The sequence below is a fragment of the Cupriavidus pinatubonensis genome, from assembly GCF_019602855.1.
GTDB classification, from domain to species: Bacteria; Pseudomonadota; Gammaproteobacteria; order Burkholderiales; family Burkholderiaceae; genus Cupriavidus; species Cupriavidus pinatubonensis.
In genome coordinates this window covers 86,238-110,624 of the sequence record NZ_CP080769.1, presented here as the reverse complement: position 1 = coordinate 110,624, position 24,387 = coordinate 86,238, and the positions used below count along the sequence as shown (strand labels likewise).

General features: G+C 61.6%; 21 protein-coding genes and 2 pseudogenes. 11 read left to right on the top strand and 12 right to left on the bottom strand.

Annotated elements, in window-relative coordinates; all coding sequences use genetic code 11:
* Positions 1–93: 93 nt before the first annotated feature.
* A complete protein-coding gene (locus K2O51_RS32415; protein WP_011295880.1) occupies positions 94–1,062 on the top strand; it encodes an AraC family transcriptional regulator in 969 nt (322 codons plus the stop codon).
* Between the two features lie 19 nt (positions 1,063–1,081).
* Here K2O51_RS32415 and K2O51_RS32410 read toward each other — a convergent pair whose 3' ends face one another.
* Positions 1,082–1,951 (bottom strand): LysR family transcriptional regulator, encoded by an 870-nt coding sequence (locus tag K2O51_RS32410; RefSeq protein WP_011295881.1) that lies wholly within the window; start codon positions 1,949–1,951, stop codon positions 1,082–1,084.
* A gap of 127 nt (positions 1,952–2,078) precedes the next feature.
* Between K2O51_RS32410 and K2O51_RS32405 the strand changes: the two genes are divergently transcribed.
* Entirely contained in the window at positions 2,079–3,065 is a 987-nt protein-coding gene (locus tag K2O51_RS32405) for a zinc-dependent alcohol dehydrogenase family protein (protein ID WP_041680742.1), read from the top strand.
* A gap of 94 nt (positions 3,066–3,159) precedes the next feature.
* A pseudogene (locus K2O51_RS35370) lies at positions 3,160–3,510 on the top strand (pyridoxal-phosphate dependent enzyme); the annotation flags it as partial.
* Between the two features lie 455 nt (positions 3,511–3,965).
* Here K2O51_RS35370 and K2O51_RS32395 read toward each other — a convergent pair.
* Both K2O51_RS32395 and K2O51_RS32390 read right to left on the bottom strand, forming a co-directional pair.
* Positions 3,966–4,106: a hypothetical protein gene (locus K2O51_RS32395; RefSeq protein WP_166487197.1), complete on the bottom strand. Its 141-nt coding sequence runs from the start codon at positions 4,104–4,106 to the stop codon at positions 3,966–3,968.
* A gap of 201 nt (positions 4,107–4,307) precedes the next feature.
* On the bottom strand, positions 4,308–5,102 hold the full coding sequence (locus tag K2O51_RS32390; protein WP_011295884.1) for a bestrophin-like domain: 795 nt from the start codon (positions 5,100–5,102) through the stop codon (positions 4,308–4,310).
* A gap of 2,213 nt (positions 5,103–7,315) precedes the next feature.
* Here K2O51_RS32390 and K2O51_RS32385 point away from each other — a divergent pair.
* Positions 7,316–7,600 (top strand): hypothetical protein, encoded by a 285-nt coding sequence (locus tag K2O51_RS32385; RefSeq protein WP_140953291.1) that lies wholly within the window; start codon positions 7,316–7,318, stop codon positions 7,598–7,600.
* Between the two features lie 825 nt (positions 7,601–8,425).
* Here K2O51_RS32385 and K2O51_RS32380 read toward each other — a convergent pair.
* The 3 genes from K2O51_RS32380 to K2O51_RS32370 form a co-directional block, all read right to left on the bottom strand.
* Positions 8,426–8,857, bottom strand: a complete 432-nt coding sequence (locus K2O51_RS32380) for a GNAT family N-acetyltransferase (RefSeq protein WP_245002024.1) — start codon at positions 8,855–8,857, stop codon at positions 8,426–8,428.
* A gap of 735 nt (positions 8,858–9,592) precedes the next feature.
* Positions 9,593–10,129: a LysR substrate-binding domain-containing protein gene (locus tag K2O51_RS32375; RefSeq protein WP_245002057.1), complete on the bottom strand. Its 537-nt coding sequence runs from the start codon at positions 10,127–10,129 to the stop codon at positions 9,593–9,595.
* A 278-nt stretch (positions 10,130–10,407) separates the two neighbouring features.
* Complete coding sequence (locus K2O51_RS32370) at positions 10,408–11,394, bottom strand: MBL fold metallo-hydrolase (RefSeq protein ID WP_011295887.1); 987 nt, start codon at positions 11,392–11,394, stop codon at positions 10,408–10,410.
* A gap of 145 nt (positions 11,395–11,539) precedes the next feature.
* Between K2O51_RS32370 and K2O51_RS32365 the strand changes: the two genes are divergently transcribed.
* The 5 genes from K2O51_RS32365 (at position 11,540) to K2O51_RS32345 (ending at position 16,336) form a co-directional block, all read left to right on the top strand.
* Positions 11,540–12,442, top strand: a complete 903-nt coding sequence (locus K2O51_RS32365) for a LysR family transcriptional regulator (RefSeq protein WP_235679887.1) — start codon at positions 11,540–11,542, stop codon at positions 12,440–12,442.
* 45 nt (positions 12,443–12,487) lie between these two features.
* Positions 12,488–13,396 carry a LysR family transcriptional regulator gene (locus K2O51_RS32360; RefSeq protein WP_011295889.1) on the top strand — a complete coding sequence of 303 codons (909 nt, stop codon included), beginning with the start codon at positions 12,488–12,490 and terminating at the stop codon, positions 13,394–13,396.
* A 120-nt stretch (positions 13,397–13,516) separates the two neighbouring features.
* A complete protein-coding gene (locus K2O51_RS32355; protein ID WP_011295890.1) occupies positions 13,517–14,557 on the top strand; it encodes a succinylglutamate desuccinylase/aspartoacylase family protein in 1,041 nt (346 codons plus the stop codon).
* A 37-nt stretch (positions 14,558–14,594) separates the two neighbouring features.
* On the top strand, positions 14,595–15,980 hold the full coding sequence (locus K2O51_RS32350; protein ID WP_220632186.1) for an MFS transporter: 1,386 nt from the start codon (positions 14,595–14,597) through the stop codon (positions 15,978–15,980).
* 2 nt (positions 15,981–15,982) lie between these two features.
* A complete protein-coding gene (locus tag K2O51_RS32345) occupies positions 15,983–16,336 on the top strand; it encodes a RidA family protein (RefSeq protein WP_220632185.1) in 354 nt (117 codons plus the stop codon).
* Positions 16,337–16,481: 145 nt separating this feature from the next.
* Here the strand turns inward: K2O51_RS32345 and K2O51_RS32340 are convergent.
* The 5 genes and pseudogenes from K2O51_RS32340 to pdxR all read right to left on the bottom strand — a co-directional run bounded on the left by K2O51_RS32340 (position 16,482) and on the right by pdxR (position 21,061).
* Positions 16,482–17,161: pseudogene (locus K2O51_RS32340) on the bottom strand (IS30 family transposase).
* A gap of 214 nt (positions 17,162–17,375) precedes the next feature.
* A complete protein-coding gene (locus K2O51_RS32335; RefSeq protein WP_220632184.1) occupies positions 17,376–18,149 on the bottom strand; it encodes an HD domain-containing protein in 774 nt (257 codons plus the stop codon).
* Between the two features lie 486 nt (positions 18,150–18,635).
* Positions 18,636–19,091: a carboxymuconolactone decarboxylase family protein gene (locus K2O51_RS32330; protein ID WP_011295895.1), complete on the bottom strand. Its 456-nt coding sequence runs from the start codon at positions 19,089–19,091 to the stop codon at positions 18,636–18,638.
* Positions 19,092–19,115: 24 nt separating this feature from the next.
* Positions 19,116–19,532 (bottom strand): cupin domain-containing protein, encoded by a 417-nt coding sequence (locus K2O51_RS32325; protein ID WP_011295896.1) that lies wholly within the window; start codon positions 19,530–19,532, stop codon positions 19,116–19,118.
* A gap of 119 nt (positions 19,533–19,651) precedes the next feature.
* Complete coding sequence (gene pdxR, locus K2O51_RS32320; RefSeq protein ID WP_220632183.1) at positions 19,652–21,061, bottom strand: MocR-like pyridoxine biosynthesis transcription factor PdxR; 1,410 nt, start codon at positions 21,059–21,061, stop codon at positions 19,652–19,654.
* Between the two features lie 181 nt (positions 21,062–21,242).
* Between pdxR and K2O51_RS32315 the strand changes: the two genes are divergently transcribed.
* Positions 21,243–21,902, top strand: coding sequence for an HD domain-containing protein (locus K2O51_RS32315; RefSeq protein WP_220632182.1), 660 nt, complete (start codon positions 21,243–21,245; stop codon positions 21,900–21,902).
* 52 nt (positions 21,903–21,954) lie between these two features.
* Entirely contained in the window at positions 21,955–22,677 is a 723-nt protein-coding gene (locus K2O51_RS32310; protein ID WP_011295899.1) for an SDR family oxidoreductase, read from the top strand.
* Positions 22,678–23,158: 481 nt separating this feature from the next.
* Here K2O51_RS32310 and K2O51_RS32305 read toward each other — a convergent pair whose 3' ends face one another.
* Positions 23,159–24,268 carry a CapA family protein gene (locus tag K2O51_RS32305; RefSeq protein WP_219916640.1) on the bottom strand — a complete coding sequence of 370 codons (1,110 nt, stop codon included), beginning with the start codon at positions 24,266–24,268 and terminating at the stop codon, positions 23,159–23,161.
* Positions 24,269–24,387: the final 119 nt, after the last annotated feature.

The following is a 24,387-nucleotide window of genomic DNA, read 5'->3' as shown; positions in this document are numbered from 1 at the left end:
TCCCTTGACTTCATGGTAGGCCCCCGGCAGATTCGAAAGAGCTAGAATCAGCTCACGTTTTTGCTCTATCGTCTCAGCCACGAGGGAAACCCCATGGACAGTCTCAGCGAGCTGGTGCGGCTGCTGTCGCCATCCGGCACCGTGGACCTGCATTGCCGCGTGGCCGGCGCGTGGTCCGCGCACAACGCGCAGGCCCCAGCGGGCCACATGCCATATCACGTGATCCTCGACGGGCGTGCCGACGTGACAATCGGCAAGGACGTCTTGCCAGTGAGCGCAGGCGATGTCCTGCTCTTTCCGCGCGGCGCTGCGCACACGCTGGCCAGCGCGCAACGCACCAGGCGAAGCGGGCCGCCGCGCGGAACGGCATCGCAGCGCTTCAACGGCGTGGTCACGGAAATCACCGTGCCGGGGGCCGACGCGCCACTCGACATTCTCTGCGGCACTTTTGCTCTGGGCGGCGGCGCCGGAATCCTGCTGCGCGCACTGCCGGAGATGCTGTGCGTGCCTACGGCCGGGCCATCCCCCGGCGAGGGCGGGCATGACGCTGGCTGGCTGCGCGGGCTGATCGGCATGATGCATGCGGAAGCCGAAACGCCTCGGCCGGGCGGTGCGGCCATCATTGCCGACCTGTCGACCGCGCTCTTTACGGTGCTGCTCCGGACGCTGATTTCGCGCGGTACGGTGACACGGGGGGTGCTCGCCCTGCTGGCTGACACGCGCATGGCGAAGGCGGTGGATGCCGTCGTGGGCTCACCGGAAAGGCCGTGGACAATCGAAAGCCTGGCGCAGTCCGCCAACGTCTCTCGCGCCACGCTCGCGCGGCGCTTCACACAACTGGGCGGCATTACACCGCTGGAACTCGTGACGACGCTACGCATGGAGCGCGCGGCGCGCCTGCTGCAGCAAGACAACCTCTCGGCCGCCGCCGTCGCCGAGCGATGCGGCTACGCCTCCCAGGCTGCGTTCGGGCGCGCCTTCAGCGGACAATTCGGCGTGGGGCCGGGAGCGTATCGGCGCCAGCAGCGGGCATTGCGAACCAAGATGCGCGATGCCGTCTAACGGAGCGCGCGCGGCGCACCTATCGCTCTCCCAGGCACGCCACCGTCAGGTCCACTAACGCCCGCAAGCGTGCCAGCCGACGCAGGTCGCGGTGAAGGCCAAACCAGACATCGCGCCCCGGCGGCGCTTCGCCCAGATCGATGCGCCGGAGGTCCCGCGTGGCATCTCCCAGCGCACACGGCAGCACTGCGAAGCCACCGCCCTCGGCGCACATGCGCGCCTGCACGCCACGGTTGTTACTGCGATAAACGATGCGTGCCCTGGGCAGCATTCGCCCGACCCATTCCACGTCGGGCAGCGTGCCGAAGGCAGTGTCCATGCTGATGAGCGCTACACCCTCGCCATCGCCGGCGCGAGGCGCCACGAGATCCCGGTGCCCGTACAGCGCGTAGTTCATGTGCATCAGCTTGCGCTGGATGACGTCGGGCTCCTCGAACGGCATGATGCGAAATGCCAGGTCGGCTTCGCGGCGCGCCAGACTGTATTGGCGGGAATCCGTCACCAGCTCCAGCGACACATCCGGATGCTGCCTGAGGAAGCGGGCAAAGACCGGGGTCAGCACATGCATGCCGAACCAGTCGGACGACGTGACACGCAACGAGCCTGTCAGCGCGTTGCCCTGTCCGGCCAGCGTTCGGGAGAGGCCCAGTGCTTCCTCCTCCATGCGCTCGGCGTAGACCAGGACGGCGCTGCCTTCGTCGGTCAGCACAAAGCCGTCACTGGTGCGGTGGAACAAGGCCTGCCCAACCGCCTCCTCCAGCGCCCTCAGGCGCCGGCCCATGGTCGGTTGTGTCTGGCCGATCACCCGGGCCGCGCCGCCGAGCGTCCCGGCCCGCGCGATGGCGAGGAAGATGCGCACATCGCTCCATTCGAGTCCATGGTCATGCATCTATGACTAGCCACCATTCAGGATTATTGGTTTTCATGCGATTGCGCATGAACCATCATGAGTCCAACGACACGCGGAATGCAAGATTGCCAGGCGTGACGACCGAAAGGAAACACAGGAGGTGACGATGTCCATGCAGGCCCTGGTGCTGAACCACTACAACGGCCCCCTCGAACCAACCACACAGCCCCGGCCCACCCCTGGCCCTGGGCAGGTACTTGTACGCATCGCTGCGAGCGGCCTCAATCCGCTCGACACCAAGATCCGGGCGGGCGCCGCCGCGCATGCGCGGCATCCGCTACCACTCGTGCTTGGCATTGACATGGCCGGCACGGTGGAAGCAGTCGGTGCAGGCGTTACCGCTTTTCACCCTGGCGATGAAGTCTACGGCATGACCGGCGGCGTGGGCGGCCTGCAGGGTTCGCTCGCGCAGTACGCCGCCGTCGACGCCAACCTGCTGGCCCGCAAGCCGTCGAATCTGTCGATGCGTGAGGCCGCTGCCCTGCCGCTGGCTTTTATCACGGCCTATGCCGGTATCGTCGATCGGGCGCATCTCCAGACCGGCCAGACCGTGCTCGTGCAAGGCGGCGCTGGCGGCGTGGGCCACATCGCGGTGCAACTGGCACGCGCGCTGGGCGCCACAGTGTTTGCCACGGCCAGTGAGAAGGATCTTGACCTGGTGGGCAAGCTCGGCGCAACGCCCATTGACTACCGCGCGCAGCCTGTCGAAGCGTATGTCGCCGCGCACACGCAGGGTGAAGGCTTCGAGCTGGTCGTCGACACGGTCGGCGGCCCGACGCTGGATGCCTCGTTCACTGCGGTGAAGCACTTCGGCCACGTGGTGAGCGCGCTGGGCTGGGGAACGCATGCCCTGGCCCCGCTGTCATTCCGCGAAGCCACCTACTCGGGCGTGTTCACACTGTATCCGCTGCTCACCGGCAAGCTGCGCGCCCATCACGGCGAGATAATGAGCGAGGCCACGCGGCTGGTGGAAAGCGGGCTGTTGCGGCCGGTGGTCGATCCGCGCCGCTTCACGCTGGCCCAGGCGGAGCAGGCATACGAACTCGTCACCGCAGGCACCGCGCGCGCCAAGGTGGTAGTCGAGATCGCGTGATGGCTGGGGCAGGACTACGCCTGCTCGCAGTCCACCTGCTCGATACCGGCCGCGTACATCGACGACTTCCTGACCTGCAAGCTTGGAAACTGACATGGCACTACACGTCGAGACCCCGCTGCTGGCCTCGCCATCGCTGAGCGCAGCGGCCGGACGTACTGTCTGGCTCAAGCTGGAATCGCTGCAGCCGTCCGGATCGTTCAAGCTGCGTGGCATCGGTGTCGCCTGCGAGACATATATGCGACAGGGCAAGCTGCTGTTCATCTCGTCATCGGGCGGCAATGCGGGAATCGCCGTGGCTTACGCCGGAAGCCGCCTGTCGATCCCGGTAACGGTGGTGGTACCCGAATCCACCACAGCGCGCGCAAAGGCATTGATCCGGCAGTACGGTGCGGAAGTCATCGTCCACGGTATGGCGTGGGACGACGCCAACGATGCCGAGCAGCAGGACTTGCAGCGCCACGCTGCCTTGCCCTGCCACGACGAACTGCGGCAGGAACGCCAGGAAGAAGATCACAACTTTTGGGTTGGTGAGGTTCGCCGGACTTGTGTTCCTCGGACTGGCGGCGAAGCTGGCGTTGTCACACCTCTGACGCCGCTCAGCTCAGCGCAGCATTCTAGAGCGCAGCACGCCATGGATTTGGGCGACGACCGGCGCGCCCTCGCTCCGCGGCGGCCGCCACGCGCTTAGAGGCCACTGCAGTCACCGCCGCCCGGCAGGTCACTAACCCACTGCGTAAACGAAGATGGGCGCGAATATCCCAGCAGCGTGGCCATCCTACCTATTGGATAGCGTTTGTTAGATAGGTAGCACGCGGCGAGCTCCTGGCGCACATCATCAACGAGGTTCGAGAAGCTGGTGCCCGCTGCCAGAAGTTGACGCTGCATGGTCCGCACCGCTCAGATGAAGATGGAGCGCCCCTCTTCTACAGTCGCCTGCTCGATCGGCTGCAGCAGGTGGATGGTCTTGCGTACTTTAAGCATGATGGACTCCGGCCCGGAGACATTGAGCGGCCGGGCCAGGCGTTCTGTGTACTTCACCGAAGCGGCGTGCGAGGTTGCCCCGACCGTGCCATTCAGACGACCGGTTGAATCCGCACAAGGAATCCGCCGTTAGTGAAGCGCGTGGTCCAGTGACCGTAGTGGGTCGGGTACGGTCCTCCGCCTCCAATGGCCGACAGCACGCTCATTGGCCTCTCTCCCGTGTCTGGGCACTGGCGGCGGCATGCTGCACCGGCCCGATCATCGCATTCCATTGCGGACGTCCTGCAACACCTCGTCAAACGCATCAACGCGGATCAGGCCCAACCGCGGAAACTCCAGGTCGACGATGACATAGAGCGTCCCGGCCAGTGTGGCCACGAAGAAAAGCGCATGCAACCAGTTACGCGGACCGTTGCTGGCCATGCCATAGCCCGCGAACAGGGCCCCGATCCAGCAAAGCGCCAAAAGCATGCCAAATATGACGGTGGGCGGATGTTCCTTCGTGGCAGCGAGCCGGGTCGATGCCGTATCGAACGCTGCATTGAGCGCTGGCAGCAGGAGCATCGTGGCCGCCGTACTGGTGGTTCGCTGGGACTCCGTTACGGATCTTGTCCAGAGGCGCTCACGCAGTCCGTCCGAACGGGCCAGGGCTGCATCGACGCGTTTTCGGTCGGGGACGGCTCGATAGGCGTCAAGCCGGGCATCCAGATACTGCCGGAATATCTCCTGCAACTCACCGCGCGCCGGTTGCGGCAGCAGATCCAGGCGCAAGTAAGCCGTGCCGATGTCATTGGCTTCCTGGACGATCAGCGTACGCCGCATATCAAAGCGGCTTGCCGCCCCGGAAAAGGTGAAGGCGATCAATAGCCCAAGCAGTGCAAATATCGCGCTGGCGACTGCGCTGACGCCCGTTGTTTCCGGTTCCCGACCGGAGGCAATCTGCCATCGCCACACCAGCCGGCCCAGTTCCAAGCCAAGCAAGATACTGGTGAATAATCCGATCGCAAACACCAGCCCGCCGCCCCAGCCGGCACCATAAAGTAGTGATGCCAATATCGCCTCCGGTGCTTTGCCGCGCGACGCGCGCTTTCCAACTTAAAGACGGTATGAAAAAGCTTCGCCGCCGTATGTTCACTTCCGCACAGATGTTCAATACGTCGGCGTCGATGTTTCGATCGAATGGCAGAACAGATGAAAGTCTGCCTACTTCAGGGCGTTCTCGGCCATGATGGGACGCTCGTCCGATGCATCGTTGAGACATTCACATGGCAGTTCCAGTCAGCAAGCGGTCGTTCGAATGAATCTTGAGCGTAGGCTGGCAGTAGCTGCATTGCCTGCCAAGCGTCTCCGTTTCGAAGCCAGCACTGGAATTGGGACTGTACTAAGCGCTATAAGCGCCGAGCTGCCCGGAAAGCCCGCGCGTAGATTCAGTCACCGTCGAGGATGGATCGACCGCCTATATCGTCTATCGTCGGGCCGTTCGCCCGCTTTCTGCTGGAATAAAACGGCGATGTCCATTGATGTCAAGTCCCACCTCGAGCAAGATGCCATAGGACACTCTAGTTTTCCCTCACCCGAATGGGTCATCTTGGCGCCAACGCACATTCGCAACATTTAAATCTGGCTTAAACAGAATTAATTTCATTATACGCTCACCTCAGTGAAATTAAGATTTATTTATTCTGACAAAAAAATCCTTTGTCACAGGTTTGCAACAGGATTTAGAGAAAGGACAACGATGGCCAGCATTTCCTCGTTCGTACTAACCTACTGAAAATTGGCCACTTCCGGCTTCCTGGTTAGTCGCCATGGTGTCAGCCATTGCAGGCCGGTGCCGATTGCGACATATTGAAAGTGAAACGTTTTAATACAACTCAATTTAATTGGCCTGCCTGTCCATGCCGGCTTCTGGCCTCACAGCAGGCTTGGCACGACTCTAGCTACGGTCGACTCCACATCCCAACCTGACATAACGCCAGAACTCGTTGTCGCTTTACAGTTGAGCACAAGCTTGAATTGGTAAGCGAATTAGGGGCTGACGCCCCCTTGATAAGGAGTTGCCCATGAGGCTCACCGCCCCCCTTCTGCGCACAGCTTGGCGGAAAGTTATTGCCATAAGCGCCCTTACATGCTGCGCTGTCGCGCATGGCGAGCCGGCGGCAACAACGGAACAGAAGTTTCCACCCGGCTACCTGGAATCGGTTTCAACGGGTTATGAGAACGGTCAACTCCCCCAAGCGCCTGCCCCCGAAAAGACGCCAGCAACGACGCCTAGCCCAGCGGCCCAGCCTCTGCTTATTGCCCAGCCTCCAGCCGCTATTTCCCAGCCAAACAAGAAAAAACCCAGCAAGTAACCAGGAAAATTTCAGCAATGCCGACTATAGCTATGAAAAGAGCCCTCTGGAATATTGCGCTTGTCGCCCTGCTGGCCGTGCAGTACCACGCTTGGCTGGGGTAGCCTGCCCGAGTAGACGCATTGGACCCCCAGTTCGGCTTCCCATATGGCAAACGGGCTGAACTGTGCGATGCGCCTACACATGATTCCCTCGTTTTGTTTTGCATCAAAGTATCTCCATGGACGCGTCTCTGGCAATGGCTTATGTGAGCCGCACAAACAGATATGACAAGGTGCCGCCCCAGTCGACGCTTCCTTGCCAGTTTAGCTATCGGCTCCTGTATTCCCTGGTTGCCTCTCGTTGAGCGGCTTGCAGGCTTTCCGGTCAAGCGCTCTTGATATAGGCAAGCGCAGCGGCGATGTCCGAGTCCAACAAGGTAGCTTTGAAAGCAGGCATATCGCTTTCATAGCCAGAGGGCGCAGTCTCGTTGGGAACCAGTCCATTTTTGGTAATTGAAAACAGTACTTGGTCGGGATGGTGCCAGGTATGGCCGCTCGCATCGTGAGGCGGTGCCGGCAGTCGTCCGTTTGGTCCGCGACTTCGCCAGCTCGGCTGGCCCTCAAGGTTTGCCAGCGCTTTGTCTGTCGCGTCCGGATTTGGAACTACTTCTCTGCCGCCTGACACGCGGCACATTGGCTGGCGTAGACAGCCTTCCCTCTGCTAACCACGCAAACATCACGGCAGCAACGACGCCGACCGTGGCTAGCCCAGTACTCGACCATTTCAGTATTTGCCAGGCTCTCATCTTCAATAGTTCTACTTCATGATTTGGATTCGCTGGTTACCTTACCGTTTATTACGCGGCACCAACCCGTCTCAGGCTATATTAGGGGTGAGTGAGATTACTCTCGACATTTGTAAGGGGACGTGATGTTCAAGAAAACACTGGTAGTTGCTGTCGGAAGTCTGCTGCTTGGCTTGAGTCTTACTGCTTCCGCGCGTGGCGGTGGTGGAGGCGGTGGTGGCAACTTCGGTAGCGCGGCTCCTAGCCACGCAAGCAAAGAGGCCATGACAAATTCCAATGGCTCGTTTTCCAGCGACCGCGACAAGGGCCAACAGCGTGCTGAGGACCGGAGAAGTCTGGAAGGCTCGAGCCACGAAAAGGCACAAGACAATCGCATGCATCGGAACACCAAACACGCGCAGAAGCACTGAGTTGGGAGTTGACTAAGTCCACTATCTTGCGCGGGTTATCCGCTGCGAAATTGGGCGTCGCGCTAGCAAGTTCGGAATTCACGGCTTCGGCCACACTAAACTTAGCGGAACCCGTCTGGCGAGTGTAGTGGGCGGCGATGAGAAGGTAGAGGCTTCACGATCTCCGCGAGTGAAGCGGGCCCATCAGCGGGAAGGTAAGAGCGGACGATCCGGGGCAAGGCGCCGACGGGACGGGCAACGGCAAGGACCTGCTTGTTGTCATCCACGTAACGATAGAAGCCGGCGAGTGCTTTGCGCCCGACCAGTCCGCTGCGAGTACCGACCTCGCCACATTCAAGCATCCGTGAGATGGCCGTGCAGAAATAACAATCCAAGTTGGGAGGACCGGCACGTGCGGATTAACCCCCAGCCCGGAACTAACTCTAAGAGCGGCGGCTTTTGAGCCAGCGAAGAAAGCGAAACGCTGATGGCTTACCATCATCCGCCGCCTGGGAGATGAAAACGCTCTATGTAGCGAAAAAAAACCGGAGCGAGGCGGGGGCATCGATCCGGTCCTGCGCAGCGGCGCACAAGTGGTGCAGCCGTTCCGCTGCGGAACCAGATTAAATCATATTTAATACAGATTTAAGAGTCACCGATATCGTATGTTGCAACGCAGCAACGCAAACACGGTTCAGTGTAAAGGATGGCTGCAGAAGACATCAATGTGGCGCGTTGCACCTCCAAAGCAAATCCAAGGTTCATCAGTCTTCCCTATCGCGGGTTGAGTTTCCGTCACGTCCAGCCTCTTGTGAACTAGCTGCCACTCCAGGCACCTCCGCCCGCTCAGTCGAGATGACGGCACATGTAGTGTGTCCTTGCACCAAATCGCCGGAGGAAATCAGTGGTTAGCTTCATCTTCTGAGGCATGTCGTCCAACGCGGTGAGCGTAAACCCGAAGCGGGCAAAGAACGCGGGATGCTCAGATGTCAGCACCGCAGCTCGAGTGCAACCATTAGCGCGGGCGCGCATCAAAATGGCTCTGACCAGATGAGTCGCAACCTGGCGCCCCCTGTATTCGTCGAGCACCGCGGCGGCTTGAATAATGACCGTCTCCTCATGCACCTCACCGCAGGCACAACCGATGACCTTTTCTCCTTGCACTGCCAGGCTGTAGAAGGAGGACGAGGGGTCGATATCGCCGCCCATCAGACCGCACGCGTGGAATACCTCAGTGATTGCCGCCACATCCGCTGGCCCGGCGGCTCGAATTCTCATATCGCGTATCATTCTTATTATCCCGAGAGCGCATCGCCTCAACAATGCATCCGCCATCCCGCCCTACGCGGATTTTAAATATCCCGCACAAAAAAAACCAAACCAAAAGTAAAAGAGACCCGCCGCAGCGGAAATTTTATCAGCGCGATAAGTCCGAGAAAAATTAAATTTAATTCACCCGAACGGGTCTTTTCTGTGAATTTATTCGTATTTAATTCTGATTTTAGCGCCACTAATTTCTTCGCTACCTCGTATCAAGCGAAACAGGCAAAGAGAAACTTCTCTCGGAGGACGGAGGGATGCAATCGAGCGACCGCCACTGTTATTTCGCCAGGCCGTTCACGGCTTCTGACCTGATGCCGATGGCCGTCGGTCCAACCTTTCCTCTAGCTGGGTCCTCACGATCGGGCACATGGTGACGGAACGCTCGTTACGAGCGCGTGTGCGAATAGGCCCGGGCAGCATGCTGGTCGCACGGCAATTGATTGCCTTCTATGACGGCATAGGTGACGAAACGAAGAACGCGTTCCGCAACAATCCTCCGAACAGCGTGAAGCCATCGCTACGAATTGCGCGAAGCCGAAGGTAGAAACGGGCCGCGATGCGCCGCTCCCCCGCCCCTCTCTTTAACTGGCTGTAGTCGCAGGCCAGTTACCGACGTTCTCCGGCACTGTCAAAGGGGCATTCTGACGGCTGCTACGGTCTAACCAGACTTCTGCACCTGCTGGCCTCTCTTCACCTCGCTGATGGCGGCGAGAGAGGCTGCATGGTGTTAACTGCGGAAGTCTCAATTCTTCGTTCCCGTGAACCGGCATCCAGTTGTCGAGGCAACGCGCCCGCAACCCGATACAGAGCCTGAATCACCTGCCGCGACAGCTCGCTCTTTAAACACGACAGGTAGTCAGTGCTATGGATCGGCTCGCTCTGTAACCGGATGGTCCGGAACCGCTCTGAAGCCTGAGCCTCCGAATCCCAAACGATGCCGCATCCAAGCCCCGCGCTGACCGCCTCGCACAGTGCCTCGCGACTGCCCAGCTCATGCGTGAAGCGCGGCCTGACGCCAGCCCGCCGGAGCGCTTCGTCGATGGCCTTCTGCGTCATCGACCCCGACTCGCGCCGCACCATAGGCTGGTCCCTTAGCTCTGCCACTGTCACCTCGTCGCGTTCTGCCCAAGGATGTGAATGGGAAGGGATTAGCACGGCCGTGTGCTTCCACAGCGCATCAAGAACCGAACGCGGCGAGAACCTGTCAAGGTGCTTTTTGTTGCTCATCACGGCCATAGAACGCTGAGTGACCGGTGCACTTTGGGAACGGACGCCACATCAGCGCTGAGCCCATGGAGCTGCTTCGGGTCGGGTACGGCCCGCTGCCTGCTGGCGTCGGAAGACGTCGGTTGGCCGGCGTGGACGCTCGTCACCGCACCGGCTGCCTCTTAACTGTCTACGCGTGCATCCGTCACAAAGAGCGAATTCCCTCCTTCACACGAGTTGTTCCGAGCGCTCCCGCGGAGCGGATGGGGTTGTTCGTCAATGGGCCACAAAGCCTGCCGCTACTTTCCCAATGTCACGCTGTAGGGCTCCGGCACCCAACTGAAGCCTGTTTTCTCAGCGCGCACACGGCCAATTCCCGGGAATGTCAAATGTGCCCCCCCGACCAAGTACCCCTCCCGGGAGGCCTCGGCAAGTATGCGCAGTCGCGTCGCGGTGGCGCCTGCCCGGTCCACGTCGTAGTCGATAGTGATCGCCGGGGCGCGGAACTGCACCTCGCTGGCGTGGATGATGTCGCCCCACAGCAGCAGGCGTTGCCCCTCGCTCTCGATGAAGTAGCCACTCATCCCGGGGGTATGGCCATAAAGCGGTACCGCGCGGATGCCAGGAAAGAGCTGCGTCGCGCCGTCGAAGGTCTTGAGCCGGCCTGCTGCAACGTAAGGGTCAACCGTCTGATGCGATTGCCGGAATGTGTTGCGCGCTCCTGGCGATGCCTTTGCCTCCGCTGCGGCACTGAGCCAAAGTGCGGGATCCCGCTGGTCCACATGCACCGTCGCATTCGGGAATACGCGCTGCCCGCCGATACTAAGCCCCCCGGAATGGTCACCATGGATGTGTGTAAGCAGCACGTCGTCGATGTCACCGGGCTCATAGCCGGCCGCACGAAGGTTGGCGACGACCTGGCCGGTGAGCGACCCGAACAACTCCCCTGCACCGGTATCCACCAGGAGATTGCGTTCGCCGGTATCGATGAGGTAGCAGTTGACGGATATCTCGATCGGCAGGGCAAGATTGGCTGCCGCGTAGGCCTCGCGCACCGCCGAAGGATTGCTCATGATCTTTGACACGTCGCGCGGCGCAGTGCCGTCCGACAACGCGGTGATCCGGAACGCGCCAAGGCGGAAGCGGTAGAAGCCCGGCGCTTGGCGGGCCTCCCATCCGCCGCCGGACCGCGGCATCGACAATGGGCCCGTGTCGGCAGGACTGGCCGCCTGGATGGCCATCGAAGCTGAAGCGAGAACAAAGAGGCCGGAGAGACGCAGGAGCATGACAATTGATTGTTTCGTGATAGAAGACAAACAAACAATAGAGGATCCTCGTCGCGCCGATTAGGTGCCTTTACCGGGAGTTACTGTGCCATCAGTGGCATAATCGAACTCCGCCAATGGTGAGTCCCCCGCCATGCCTCTGGACATGAACGACACTCTGGTTTTTCTGAAAGTCGTCGAATCCGGCAGTTTCACGGCCGCGGCGGACGACTTGCGGTTGCCCAAGACCACCGTCAGCCGCCGGGTGCGCGAGCTTGAGCAACGGCTCGGCGTGCAGCTCCTGCATCGGACCACGCGCCGCCTCGGCCTGACCGAAGCCGGCACGCTCTACTTCGAAACCTGTCGCGCCATTCCCGGCCTGCTCGCTAAGGCCGATGCGGTAGTCGACCAACTGCGCGGCGTGCCGCGCGGCACGCTGCGGATCACGGCTTCGTACTCGCTGTCAGTCAATTTGCTGGGGCCGCTGCTGGCGGATTTCCGCGCTGCCTGTCCGGAGGTCGGCATCGATCTCGTGCTGAACCACCGCACGCTTGACCTCGTGGGTGAAGAGATCGACCTCGCACTGCGCATGGGCGATCTGCCGGACTCCTCAATGGCCGCGCGCTGGCTCACGACGTTTCCGAACCGCGTCTACGCCAGTCCCGCCTACCTGGCGCGCTATGGGGCGCCGGCCCATCCCCGCGATCTAGGCCAGCATGCGGCACTCGCCACGCGCGTGGCACGCCGCAGCGGTACCCATGCGTGGCCCATGCGGCAGGACGGCACGGGAGAGGCGCTGGCCGACTACCCGATCCACCCTGTGATCGAGGCTGACGATCCCGAGGTCCTGAAAGCGCCGCTGTTCGCCGGCGCGGGACTGATGATGGCCACCGACATGATCATGGCGCGCCATGCTGCTCAGAGACTGGTGGTGCCGGTACTGCCTGGATGGGTGGGCCGCTGCCCGGCCCTGCATGCGGTCTTTCCACGCGGGCAAGTGCAATCGCCAAAGCTGCGCGCATTCATTGATTTCTTAGTGCCGCGCCTCGGCGGCGACCATTTGTGCTGACACCCTCCTTCCGGCAGCGTCTGCGACACTCCAAAGGCCGACATCGTGGAACTACGACACCTGCGCTACTTCATCGCCGTAGCCGAGCATGAGAGCATCCGGCTCGCCGCTGAGCATATCCACGTCACACAGCCGGCGATCTCGCGGCAGATCCATGATATGGAGGAGGAGCTCGGCTTTGCCTTATTCTCGCGCACACCGCGCGGGCTGAAGCTGACGACCGCAGGCAAAGCCTACCTGCGCGACGCGCGCGCCGCGCTGGACCGGCTCGAAGCTGCAGCCCGCGCCGCGCAGCGGATCTCCGCAGGGGTACAGGGATACCTCCGGCTCGGCTTCGTGGAGAACAGCGGCTGGGACGGCGCCGTACCCCATGTGTTCCGGCGCTTTCAGGCAGAGGTGCCGGGCGTGCGCATCGAGCTGGTGCCAATGAACACGCCGCAGCAACTCGACGCACTGCGCGAAGGCTCGCTCGACGGCGGCTTCATCTACCAGTACGGCCCCCTGGAGCCTTCGCTAGCCACGGTGCCGCTAGCCACCAACAACGTGGTGCTGGCAGTGCCCCACGCCTGGACGCTGCCGGCCCACGACAGCTCGCGCCAGCCAACGGTGGCCCTCCGCGACATCGCTGGCTGGCCGTTCATCATCTTTCCACGTGCGGTCTATCCGCTCTACTACGACCGGCTGATCGGCGCCTGCCAGTCTCTCGGAGTCACGCTCGACGTGGTGCAGGAAGTTTCAACCGAGGCCGCCGTGCTGTCGCTGGTCTGCGCCGGCGTCGGTGCCGCCATCGTCAACTCGGCCAACCTTGGCCGACCTCCCGCGCTGGCGCGCTTCGCATCGCTTTCCGACCTGTCGATTCCCATGCCACTTGTTTTCGTGCATCACGCGGATACGACCGATCCGGCACTCGAGCGCTTCGTCGAGACCGTAGCGTCTGTGCGAGCGATGCCGTAGAGGCATCATCGCCCCTAAAAAACGGCATTTGTAGGCAATTCATTCACGAGCAATAGTGCATGCATCAGCGGCACGGACACTTACGTCCGGCCGCCCGTTTTCCCCACCAAGGAGACAGGCATGCAAGGCCACCCCCACGATCCGCTCATCCTCAACCGCAAATCCCTAATCTCGACCGAAGTCGACTACGAACGCGAAGGCTTCCAGACCGGCGTGTTGCGCGTTCCCTTTTCACATGACCGCTCGGCCTATGGCCATATCCCGACGCCCGTGGCGGTGCTCAAGCAGGGCGAGGGCCCGACCGTGCTGCTGACCGGCGGCAACCATGGCGACGAGTATGAGGGACCGGTGGCACTGATGAAACTGTTGCAGCGGATGCCATCGATGCGCATCCGCGGTCGGTTGATCGTCATTCCGGCGCTGAACTTCCCCGCCTTCCTGAACGGCTCGCGCACTTCGCCCATCGACCACGGCAACCTGAACCGTCTGTTCCCTGGCGACCGCAACGGCTCGCTCACGGCAATGATCGCGCACTACGTGGACACGGAGCTTTTCCCTCGCGCCGACGTGGTCCTGGATTTGCATGCCGGCGGTGCATCGTTCAACCACATGCCGACACTGTTGGCCGCGCTGCCGGGCGATCCGTCACGCCATGCCGAGTACATGAAGCTGGTCCACGCCTTCGCTGCGCCGCATACGATGGTGATGGATCTGCTTGGCGAAGACCGTACCTACGGCGCGGCGGCAGAGCACCATGGCACCCTGTTCCTATGCGGTGAATTCGGGGGATATGGGAGCTGCAACGTGGAAGGACTCGCCATCGTCGAGGAAGGACTGAGTCGGGTGCTGCATGCCGCCGGCCTGACACGGGACGACACTCCGCCACCGCCGCGCCACGAAACCCGCGTCATTGCCGTGAACGGCGCCCGGCACTATCTGTTCGCGCCCCGGCACGGGGTGTTCGAGCCCTGCTTCACGCTCGGGCAGGAGGTTGCCGCCGGCCAGCTCGCCGGCCGGCTGTTCGATCCTTACGCTCCCTGGGAGCCGCCGCGCGAGATGCATTTCAGCGGCAGTGGCATGGTGGTCTGTGCCCGGACTTTTGCTGGCGTCGAGCCCGGCGATTGCATCGCGCTCCTCGCTTCGCCCGCCCGGCTCGCCTGACAGCCGCGCCCCTCATCCGAGTTTCCGAGGAGATTCCATGCATCCCAACCAACCTGCGGCGCCCGCAATGGACGCCCTCCGCAACGATGAGACTGACGACACCGGCAGCCTGTCCTCGCATGCCTACGTCGTATTCTTGTTCTTCATTTGCTTCGCCTTCTCGTACATCGACCGTCAGGTCGTCAGCATCCTCGTTCAGCCACTGAAATCGTCGCTGTCGCTCAGCGACACCAAAATTGGCTTGTTGCAGGGCGCGGCGTTCACACTCTGCTACGCGACGGCGGGCGTCTTCGTAGCGCGGCTGGTCGACCGTTCGAATCGTGTGCGACTCAGCGCGGCATGCATCGCCATCTGGGCGATCTCGACCGCAATGTGCGGCACGGCGAGCAGCTTCGGCGAACTGCTGGTCTGGCGCGCGGGTACGGCAATTGCCGAGGCCGCGCTGAGCCCGGCTGCGTTGTCGATCTTCAGCGACCTGTTCCCGCCGCGCAAGGTCACGCGCGCCAGCAGCGTCTTCATGCTCGGGCCATACGTGGGAGGTGGCGTGGCGCTGCTCGGCGGAGGTGCGCTGCTGGGCTGGGCGGCCCAGCCCGGTACAGCGGCCTGGCTAGCACAGCAAGGTCTGCAACCGTGGCAGATGGTGTTCTTCGTGGTCGGACTTCCCGGCCTGGCACTGGCAGCAGTGCTGCTGGCGTCGGTCCGGGAGCCAGCGCGCCGCGGCGTGTCGGCAAACCAAGCGGAAGCTGCGCCACCGATCAGCGAGGTGCTGCGCGAACTGTTCGTGCGCAACCGGTTTTGCCTGCCCTACTTCTTCGGCTACGTTGCCCTCATCCTGCTCTTCTACTCGCACGCTGCCTGGTATCCGACCTTGTTGATCCGGAACTTCGGACTGTCGGCCAGCGAGGTCGGGAAAATGACGGGCCCTGTCTATATGCTCGGCGGCATCGCGGGTGTGCTCAGTGCCAGCCTGTTCGTGGGCAAGGTCAGCGACCGCGGTACCCTGCGCAAGGTGCTGCGCATTGCCTGCGGCGCGGCCACCTTGCTGGTGCCCGCCGCATTTGCGGCGCCGCTCGCCCCGGCATTGCTCCTGTCGCTGGCGCTCTATGGACTTTGCGCCTATGCGGCCAGCATTGTCATGGCGCTTGCACCCGTTCCGCTTCAGATCGCGATTCCTAACCGGATGCGCGGCCGCGCCGTAGCGCTGCTGGTGTTCCTGACCAATGCAATCAGCGGCGGCCTGGGTCCGTTCGCGGTGGGTTCCATCAACGAATGGCTCGGCAATCCGAAATCCGGTCTTGCAATCGCGCTTGCGGTCGTCGGCACGACGGCTGCGGCAACCAGCGCCATCCTGTATTTCATTGCCTCAAAGCGGTGCGGTCAGGCCTCTGTCGCTGGCGCAGAGCAAGTAGCGTCGGGAGAATGACCATGTTCAGCCGCAAGCCATATTCAGACTGGGTCGAACACGCCGGGCTGATCTTCTTCTCGGGAAAGACCGGCGCAAACGCGGATGGGAGCATTCCGGCTAACTTTCCTGCTCAGGCGTCGATTGCTATGTCTAACGTATCCACCGCGCTAAGCAACGCAGGCTGTGAGTGGCGTGATGTGATAAAGGTGACCGTATTCCTCACGGACATGCGTGACTACGATAGCTTCAACACCACTTACACCGAGCATCTTGACGGCGTATTTCCCGCTCGTTCTTGCGTGGCGGTCGTCGGCCTGCCACAGGGTGCAGCAGTCGAAATTGAGGTGGTTGCTCGACGAACCGCTGCACGATGACGTAGACAACGACGGCAACAGCGTCGGACCATATGAAGCCGTGCGCTGAAGGTCTAAGTTCCGTGGCCTTTGGCCGGCAGCTTCTTGCCGGCCGATTCTCTGCTGTTCGCGTAGCCACTGGCTGCGGCCGTTCTCGGCTGCAGATTCAACCGGTCGATGCAACAGCTTGATGGAATCGTTCAGCCATCGAAGTTTAGTGTCTTGCGCGGGCGTTCGTTGAGCCGCCTGGCGATGGCGTTGAGCTTGGCTTGCGAGTAGGCTGAGAGATCGGTGCCTTTCGGCAAGTACTGTCTCAAGAGGCCATTCGTGTTCTCGTTTGAGCCGCGTTGCCACGGATGCTGGGGATCGCAGAAGTAGACCTGGATGTCCGTGGCCACGGTGAAACGCTTGTGGCCAGCCATCTCTGTGCCACGATCCCCAGTGAGCGACTTGTACAGTTCCTGCGGCAGATTGCCGGCGTGCTTGATCAGCGCGAGCTTACATGCCTTTGGGCGCCGTGCGCGCTCCCAGGCGAGTTGGTCAGTGGTTCGCCAGATAGCCCTGTCTGCCACCATTTCGCCGGACCTCGCGGCTGACAGTGGAAGGAGCGCGCCCTAGCCGGGCTGCGAGGGATCGGATGGAGTGGCCGGCGACTACTGCGCGCGAAATCTCCTCTCGTTCGGCGAGCGTCAAGGCCAGCTTGGAGCGATGTCGTTGCGTTGGCTGTATCCCGCCAGTCCTCGCGAGAACCCCTTGTATCGATGAGTGGTAGCGATCTAACAGTCGGGCGCCCTGACAGAACACTGGAGAGCACCGCCATTGGCGTGTTGCACAACCGCTGAATATCCCGCCTGGTCTATCCAACCGCAGCCAGGCCGGCAGCATCATAGGTTGCACACGGTTGACCGGCATCGAGCCTGCAACTGAAGCGACGCATAAGCGTCACCGCCCTGACCAGGGACATCGGGTTTAGCGTCCACCGGTCAACTGCGCCTTAGACAACGAAGAGCGAAAGCGTCGGGGCATGGGTGAGGTGCAGCCGGTACCCCCGAGTGAATGCTCATTTTCTTGCAGCCCAATGAGAGCTGCGCATGAGAGCGCTGAAGTCTCTGCGGACGAAGCGGGGATCCTCATAGGCCATTACATCCGCCAAGCCGGTGCCCTGAGTGGACTCGGGCCGATGCTTGAGGCTGTCGTATAGAGCACGCATGAAAACTTCGGCGAAGTCGGGCGGGTGAGGATATGCCATCTCGATGGTGTCTCGCTGCTCGGCGGTGAAATCGTCGTAGCCAGCGCCCACCAGATCCATGTTTGCTCCCTGTGCAATCAGTGCGGCCAGCGGTGATACGTGCGCAGGGATACCGTTCGTTGTATGCAGCGCAATCGCAAGCCAGACTTGCTCGCTCGCGGCTTCCGATACGCCGTGGCTTCGCAGGAACTCGCGAGCGGCGTTCGCACCATCCACCTCGTATCGCAGATGGCTCTGAGCGTAATTCTTCGTCAGGCCGTAATCATGGAACATTGCTGCGACGTACAAAAGCTGCGGGTCGTGGGGAAGGCCACTTCGTTGCGCAGTTAAGGCAGCCCAATAATAGACCCGCGTCGAATGCTCGAAAAGGAACTCCCCCTCAGAATCACGTATGTATTGAGCCGCGTCGCGTGTCAATTTGCTGTCGGGGATCGCTATGTTGGGCGTTCTATCGGCCGTTTCCGAACTCTGAAGGTCCGGTGCAAGCGCCCGGCCAGCGGCACGCACGTTCGACGCTTGAATGAAACCCAGCACAAGAATTAGAAGCACGGCGCAAGCCGAACTCACCAAGCGAGCGATCTTCATAGTCCAATTCCTTTTCAACATGCGGACTTCTGCGGCCGTCCCGTCCGGCGAGAGATGGCTATTACATTTCCCCACAACTGATCGACTTCCACTAAGACCATTGCCGATGACCGTCGAGCGGACACTACACGCGTTGATGCTAGGGATCCTGCCAACTACAAGCGCATCGCGAGTCGTCGGTCACCGTGCTGAAGGTCGACTGGAGTCGATGTTCCATTCCCCTCGTTGAACGGCGATTTGTTCCTTGGGCTTCTCTTCACGGAGGCTGACCACTACCACCAGCCTGCGCTGGTCTTCGGTGCACTCGCTTTTTGCAAGTCCGATAACTTCGATTCCGACGCCTGCGGTCACCAGTTGAACGCCTCTGAAAATTTTGAGCTGCAACGTGCTGCGCCTATGCAAAGCGGCTGCAAAATTGCGTCAGAGAATCGTGCGCGGCTGATGCCGAAGTCCAGGCGCTTTTCCGTGTGAAAACCCGCAATGCTTTTACGGTTCCATCACGGCCTGCGGCGTGTTCCGGAAGCTGATTGCCATACGGTTATAGGTATTCATCAAACCGATGGCGATGGTCAGGTCAACCAGCTCGCGTTCATTGAACACGGAGCGGGCAACCTCGTAGGCCGCGTCCGGCACGCCGGTCTGCGCCACCAGCGTGACCGATTCGGCCCATGCGAGTGCTGCGCGCTCGCGGAGGTCGAAGAGATCGCCTCCTTCCCGCCACGCCTGCACCAGGGCCAGTTTTTCGACCTTTACGCCTTTTTTCAGCAGGTCGCGTGTATGCATGTCCAGGCAATAGGCGCAGTTGTTGATCTGCGAGACGCGGAGGTAGACCAGGTCGACGAGAACCGGCGACAGGTCGCTCTGCATGACGTAGCCGTAGACGCCGCCAAGGGCTTTGACGCCCGCAGGCGCAATCTGAACGTAGTCGAGACGCTTGCTCATGAGGTGACTCCTTAAGGTGGTGGATTACTTGATGGGGGTGGTCAACGCTTTGTCGTTGCTATCCACGACGAACACGGCGAGTAGCTTTGCAGGCTCTGTTGCGCTCGCGTTGCGGCTTATGCGGTGAACGGCGCCGGGCTCCTCGAAGAAGCTTTCGCCGGCATGGTAGACACGCTTCGGACCGTCATCGACCTGTGACTCGATCTCGCCAGATACGACATAGGCATAGATGAAGGCCGAGCCCGCATGCCTGTGCGCTGAAGACGCGGCACCCGGTGCGTAATCGACGACGACGGCGGTCAACGACTTGCCCGGAATGTTGGGAATGGCGTGCTGAAAGTTTGGTGTGACGGTTTCAGCCGCACCGTGCGCCGCGGCGGGCACGGCGATGCCGAAGGCCATGGCTGTACAGGCGGCTCTCGCGATGGATTGAATGTTCATGGATGTCGGGCTCCTTTGTGCTTTCGCATTGTCGTGTGACATGCGGGCACGCAAAAGCACCAGGAATGAACATTTTCACTGTACCAAGAATCGATGGCAAAGTAGGTGTCGCTGGTCCGTCAGTGGCGCCCGCGAGCGAGTTCCAGCAGGCGGGAACAGTTGGCCGGCAGCGTTCCTTCATTCAGATTCGTCACGCCGAGCAGTAGCCCCTGCTGCCCCGGATCGCCCGTGTACCAGGGAGAGAGAGGAACTGGGGCCAGCCCGAAAGCTCGCGCCCGCAAAGCGATATCGACATCCGATACGGATTGGGGAAGCGCGGCCACGACGGTCATGCCGGCGGCGGCCTGCACCCTAAGCGATTCCGAGGCCTGCTCCTTCAGACAACGAACGAGAGCTTCCTGCCGCGCAGCGTAGAGACGTTTCATTCGTCGCAGATGGCGAAGATAGTGTCCGTCGTGCATGAACTCGGTCACGGCGTGCTGCACGGCTGCAGCCGGGGCGGGCGAAAGGCACGCCGCGACGTCGCCGAAGTGGCGTGCCATGGCGGGAGGGGCGATGAGAAACCCCAGGCGCAGTGCCGGGCTGATCGTCTTGCTGAAGGTCCCGACGTGCAGCACCCGTCCGTCCTGATCAAGCGAGGCCAATGCCGGTGCGGCCCGTCCTTTCAGCTGCAACTCGCCGAGGTAATCGTCTTCGACGATCCAGGCATCGTGTTGTTTGGCCCAGCCGAGCAGTGATATCCGTCGAGCGAGAGACATCGTCATCCCGAGCGGGGCCTGCTGGCCCGGTGTCACCACCGCGAGGACGGCTTCGGGTGCAATCCGGATGCCGGCGTCGATATCGAGCCCGTCCGCGTCGACGGGCACTCCTGCCACGGTCATGCCCGCCAGCCCGAGCGCCGTACGCGTGAGCGGGAATCCCGGGTTTTCCATCCAGGCTTGTCTGCCTTCCACGCGCAGGGCACGAATCGCGAGATTGAGCGCGCCGGAGAAACCTGCAGTGACGAAGACCTGGGACGGACTGCATCGAAGCCCGCGTGAGACACCAAGATATGCCGCGATCTCCTGTCGCAATTCCGGTTCGCCGCGTGGATCGGGGTAGCCGACAGGAGCCGCTGCCGCCCGGCGCGCCGCGCGCGCCTGAATGCGTGACCAGAGCTTGAACGGAAAGGCGTCCTGGGAAGGCACACCCATTTGAAACGCCAAAGGCGCCGCGTTGAAATCGTAGAACAGATCAGGCAGCGGCGGCGCCTCGGGAGACCACCCGGTCGTCGTTGGCGACGGCCGCGCGGCTACCCGGGTGCCAGCCGCACCCAGGCCAATCGCGAACTGCTCGTCGATCAGACGTTCATAGGCGGCCCGCACGGTGCCCCGGGACACGCCGAGCTGGGCGGCCAGATCCGACCAGGAGGGCAACCGCGCGCCGGCGGCAAGCTGGCCCGACTCGATCGCATCTCGAATCGAGCCGTAAATTTGCGCCGATAGAGAGATGCGTCCGGAGCGATCGAGGCCGATAGAAAGCTTTGTCATGGACGCGATAGTACATTCGGATTGTTCGATCTTGGGTCTATTCCATGACCCAATGGAAGCGTAACTTTCTCTGTGTAGCGCCGCCAGACAATTCCCATGCGGGACCAGCGGACCACGCGGCGCGGTCCGGAAGTCAAGTGTGTCGCAGAAACCGCACGCTATCTACAGATCGAGGAACCCGATGAAGCAGGATGAAACAGCGCCGGCGAACGACATGGCTGGCGTCGTCATTCCCGACAGCCAGCTCGCGCGGGAGGTCGCGCAGCTCATTCGCGACACCGAAAGCGAACTGCTGTTCAATCACTCGACACGCGTCTACTTGTGGGGCGCGCTGCTGGGAAAACGAAACGGCGTCGCCTTCGACCCGGAACTGCTCTACGTTGCGTCCATGTTTCACGATATCGGTTTGACGTCGGCCTATCGTGAAAGCGAACTGCGTTTCGAAGTGGACGGCGCCAACGCCGCGCGCGATTTTCTGCGCAGCCATCATGTTGACGAGGCGGACGTCGCGAAAGTGTGGACCGCTGTGGCGCTCCATACGACGCCGGGCATTCCCGAGCACATGCATGGTGAAATCGCGCTCGTGCAAGCCGGGGCTGGAATGGACGTGGCGGGACGAGGCTTCGATGCGCTTACGGAGGAACAGCGTGCAGCGGTGGTCGCGGGCTATCCGCGCGGTGCTGATTTCGCCGGGCAGATGATCGATGCCTTCTACGACGGCATGAAGCATCGCCCGGGCACTACGTTCGGCACCTTCAATGACGACTTTCTGGCGTACAAGGATCCAGGCTTCGAGCGCGTGAACTTGTGCAGCATCATCTTGAATTCCCGTTGGGGCTGACGTCCTTGCGGACCATACGGCCCAACTCTCTTATGCCTTTCAGGATTTTCCGATGTTCAAACGTACATTCTTGGCAACGGGCGCCAGCAAGGGTATCGGGCGTGCGTTGTCGAACCGGCTCGCCGCCGACGGCCACCAGGTCGTCGGTCTCGCACGCGGCGCCGACGATTCAAGTTTTCCCGGCACACTGGTTTCAGTCGATCTGACGGATCGAAATGCGACCGCGCGTGCGCTCGAGGGGCTGGCCGAGCGCTACGCCTTCGATGGCGTCGTCAATAACGCTGGGTTCGTCCGGCTGGCCGGTGTTGAAGCGATCGATCTCGACGATCTCGAAGCGTCTTTTCGTCATAATCTCACTTCTGCCGTGCAGACCGTACAAGCCCTGCTGCCCGGCATGCGGAAGCGAGGGTGGGGGCGAATCGTCAATCTCTCCAGCCTTGTCGTTCTCGGCGTGGCCAACCGCACGGCTTACGCTGCGGCGAAAGCCGCGATGATGAGCTTTACGCGCACGTGGGCGCTTGAGCTTGCGCAGACGGGCATCACTGTCAACTCCGTCGCGCCTGGGCCCACCGAAACCGAACTGTTCCGGCAGAACACACCCATGGGCAGCCAAGCGGAGCAGCGCTTTCTTTCGCTCGTGCCGATGAAGCGGTTTGGCAAGCCTGAGGAATTGGCTGCGGCTTTAGCATTCTTTCTGTCCGAGGATGCGGGCTTTATCACTGGACAAACGTTATTCGTTGACGGTGGCGCGTCGGTGGGAAAGGCGGCGTTCTGATCGCCTACCTGTCATCGTGCTCGAAGTAGGCGGGGCGCAATACCGCGCTTCGCAAATACGCTCGAAACGACTTCGCGACAGCCGCTAGCGCGTTAGTGGCTAGATTCACAATCTCTCTCTCCGGTTCGTCAACCGCTCTCGGCACAATGACGAACTTCTACGCCGCTCCAGCAATGGGGTGGCTCTTCTATACCCCCAGCGAACGACTGTTGCACTCCATCAAGGGACGCCCATGGCAGCGAGTGCTGACTGGCCGAAGCGGGTCTGAGACAGCCGCACCTTGGCGGTGGGTAGCCAGGCAAAGACGGCCAGGAGCCGACTTTCAGGATTCATGGTCGAGCGGCGGCTTGGGACTGCGTCAGGGACGTTCGCCGTTGAAAGCTGAGAGTTATCGGCCTCACTAATCGGCCGCTCAGCCCATCGAACAAGCATCCGTCGTGTCCGTGCTACTGCAGAGAGTAGTGCAAGCCGGCGTGGCGTCTCAATCCGCCGAAACCCGCAGCTCATGCTCACCAGCGCGTACAGCGTGGGTCCCGGACGAACGCCCTTCCCGCCTCAGCATGGCCAGCAACCAGTCCAGGTCTGATTCCGGTGCATAGCCTAAACGGAACTGCTTGCGCATGAGAGCCACCAGCCTGAGTTGGACCGGGCCGCCACCAGTGGGATCGAGCGTCACGAAATACATCAGCGCGAGGTCGGGACGATAGGTTTCGTAGCCGCTGATTCCTTCGTAATCGTTGATGAAATCCCCACAGCCGTAGAGGATCGGCTTGCCTCCATGCAGCTCGATGGCCATCGGGTGGTGCGACGAATGGCCATGCACGACGTCCACGCTGGCTTGGTCGATCAGGGCTCGCGCGAAACGGCGCCGCTCCGCATCCACCTCGTAGCCCCAGTTCGGCCCCCAGTGGATCGACATGACGACCACATCACCGCTGCGGCGCTCCACGCTGATCCGGTCGCGAAGGCGCTCGACGCTCGCCGCGGAGCAGTCGTGCAACAGCGCAACGCCTGACCGGTTGCCGGTGGCTTCCCAGTTGGACGGTGTGCCGGCACTCGTCATGGCGAAGGCAAAAACCAGAATGCGTCCACCATGGGGAACTGGGAGCACGGCCGGTAGTGCAGCCTCTCGCGAATCGCGCCCTGCCCCTGCAACGGCGATCCCGGCCGCCCGCAGTGATGCCAGTGTTTGTGCCAGTCCCGCCCGCCCCCAGTCCAGCACGTGATTGTTCGCCAGCACCGCACAATCCACGCCTGCCGCGCCGAGACAGATGACATTTGCGGGATGCATTCTGTAGTGAACAGCCTTGCCAGGCCAGGCGTCATCGCTGCTGGTAACCGCGGTTTCCAGATTGACAATGCCTACGTCTGGCTGGTGACGCTCCAGTTCGGACAGTGCCTCCCCCCAGATATATCCGGGCGGTACCGGCCGTGCAATTGCCCCACTACGGCGTTCGGCGAGCTCGACGTAGTCGAGGGCCGAGCGGACGAACGACTCATGCAGCCCTGGCTGGCCGGGCGACGGCAGAATCTGGTCGATGCCGCGCCCGGTCATCACATCACCGCAAAGGAACAACCGAATCGTGCTCATTTTTGGCTCCGTCCGGGCATCTCTTGCCCCAGTTCTCAGGCACAGGATATCCCTCGGTAGCCATGCCGGACTACAGTCCCGTCGCGCCCCAGCAAATTGAACTCATGGGGATAGCGGCC

Excerpts from the sequence above, each read along its gene's own strand:
- K2O51_RS32415 (WP_011295880.1), top strand. The coding sequence starts at position 94 with ATGGACAGTCTCAGCGAGCTGGTGCGGCTGCTGTCGCCATCCGGCACC.
- K2O51_RS32410 (WP_011295881.1), bottom strand. The coding sequence starts at position 1,951 with ATGCATGACCATGGACTCGAATGGAGCGATGTGCGCATCTTCCTCGCC.
- K2O51_RS32405 (WP_041680742.1), top strand. The coding sequence starts at position 2,079 with ATGTCCATGCAGGCCCTGGTGCTGAACCACTACAACGGCCCCCTCGAA.
- K2O51_RS32385 (WP_140953291.1), top strand. The coding sequence starts at position 7,316 with ATGTTCAAGAAAACACTGGTAGTTGCTGTCGGAAGTCTGCTGCTTGGC.
- K2O51_RS32380 (WP_245002024.1), bottom strand. The coding sequence starts at position 8,857 with ATGAGAATTCGAGCCGCCGGGCCAGCGGATGTGGCGGCAATCACTGAG.
- K2O51_RS32375 (WP_245002057.1), bottom strand. The coding sequence starts at position 10,129 with ATGAGCAACAAAAAGCACCTTGACAGGTTCTCGCCGCGTTCGGTTCTT.
- K2O51_RS32370 (WP_011295887.1), bottom strand. The coding sequence starts at position 11,394 with ATGCTCCTGCGTCTCTCCGGCCTCTTTGTTCTCGCTTCAGCTTCGATG.
- K2O51_RS32365 (WP_235679887.1), top strand. The coding sequence starts at position 11,540 with ATGAACGACACTCTGGTTTTTCTGAAAGTCGTCGAATCCGGCAGTTTC.
- K2O51_RS32355 (WP_011295890.1), top strand. The coding sequence starts at position 13,517 with ATGCAAGGCCACCCCCACGATCCGCTCATCCTCAACCGCAAATCCCTA.
- K2O51_RS32350 (WP_220632186.1), top strand. The coding sequence starts at position 14,595 with ATGCATCCCAACCAACCTGCGGCGCCCGCAATGGACGCCCTCCGCAAC.
- K2O51_RS32345 (WP_220632185.1), top strand. The coding sequence starts at position 15,983 with ATGTTCAGCCGCAAGCCATATTCAGACTGGGTCGAACACGCCGGGCTG.
- K2O51_RS32335 (WP_220632184.1), bottom strand. The coding sequence starts at position 18,149 with ATGAAGATCGCTCGCTTGGTGAGTTCGGCTTGCGCCGTGCTTCTAATT.
- K2O51_RS32330 (WP_011295895.1), bottom strand. The coding sequence starts at position 19,091 with ATGAGCAAGCGTCTCGACTACGTTCAGATTGCGCCTGCGGGCGTCAAA.
- K2O51_RS32325 (WP_011295896.1), bottom strand. The coding sequence starts at position 19,532 with ATGAACATTCAATCCATCGCGAGAGCCGCCTGTACAGCCATGGCCTTC.
- pdxR (WP_220632183.1), bottom strand. The coding sequence starts at position 21,061 with ATGACAAAGCTTTCTATCGGCCTCGATCGCTCCGGACGCATCTCTCTA.
- K2O51_RS32315 (WP_220632182.1), top strand. The coding sequence starts at position 21,243 with ATGAAGCAGGATGAAACAGCGCCGGCGAACGACATGGCTGGCGTCGTC.
- K2O51_RS32310 (WP_011295899.1), top strand. The coding sequence starts at position 21,955 with ATGTTCAAACGTACATTCTTGGCAACGGGCGCCAGCAAGGGTATCGGG.
- K2O51_RS32305 (WP_219916640.1), bottom strand. The coding sequence starts at position 24,268 with ATGAGCACGATTCGGTTGTTCCTTTGCGGTGATGTGATGACCGGGCGC.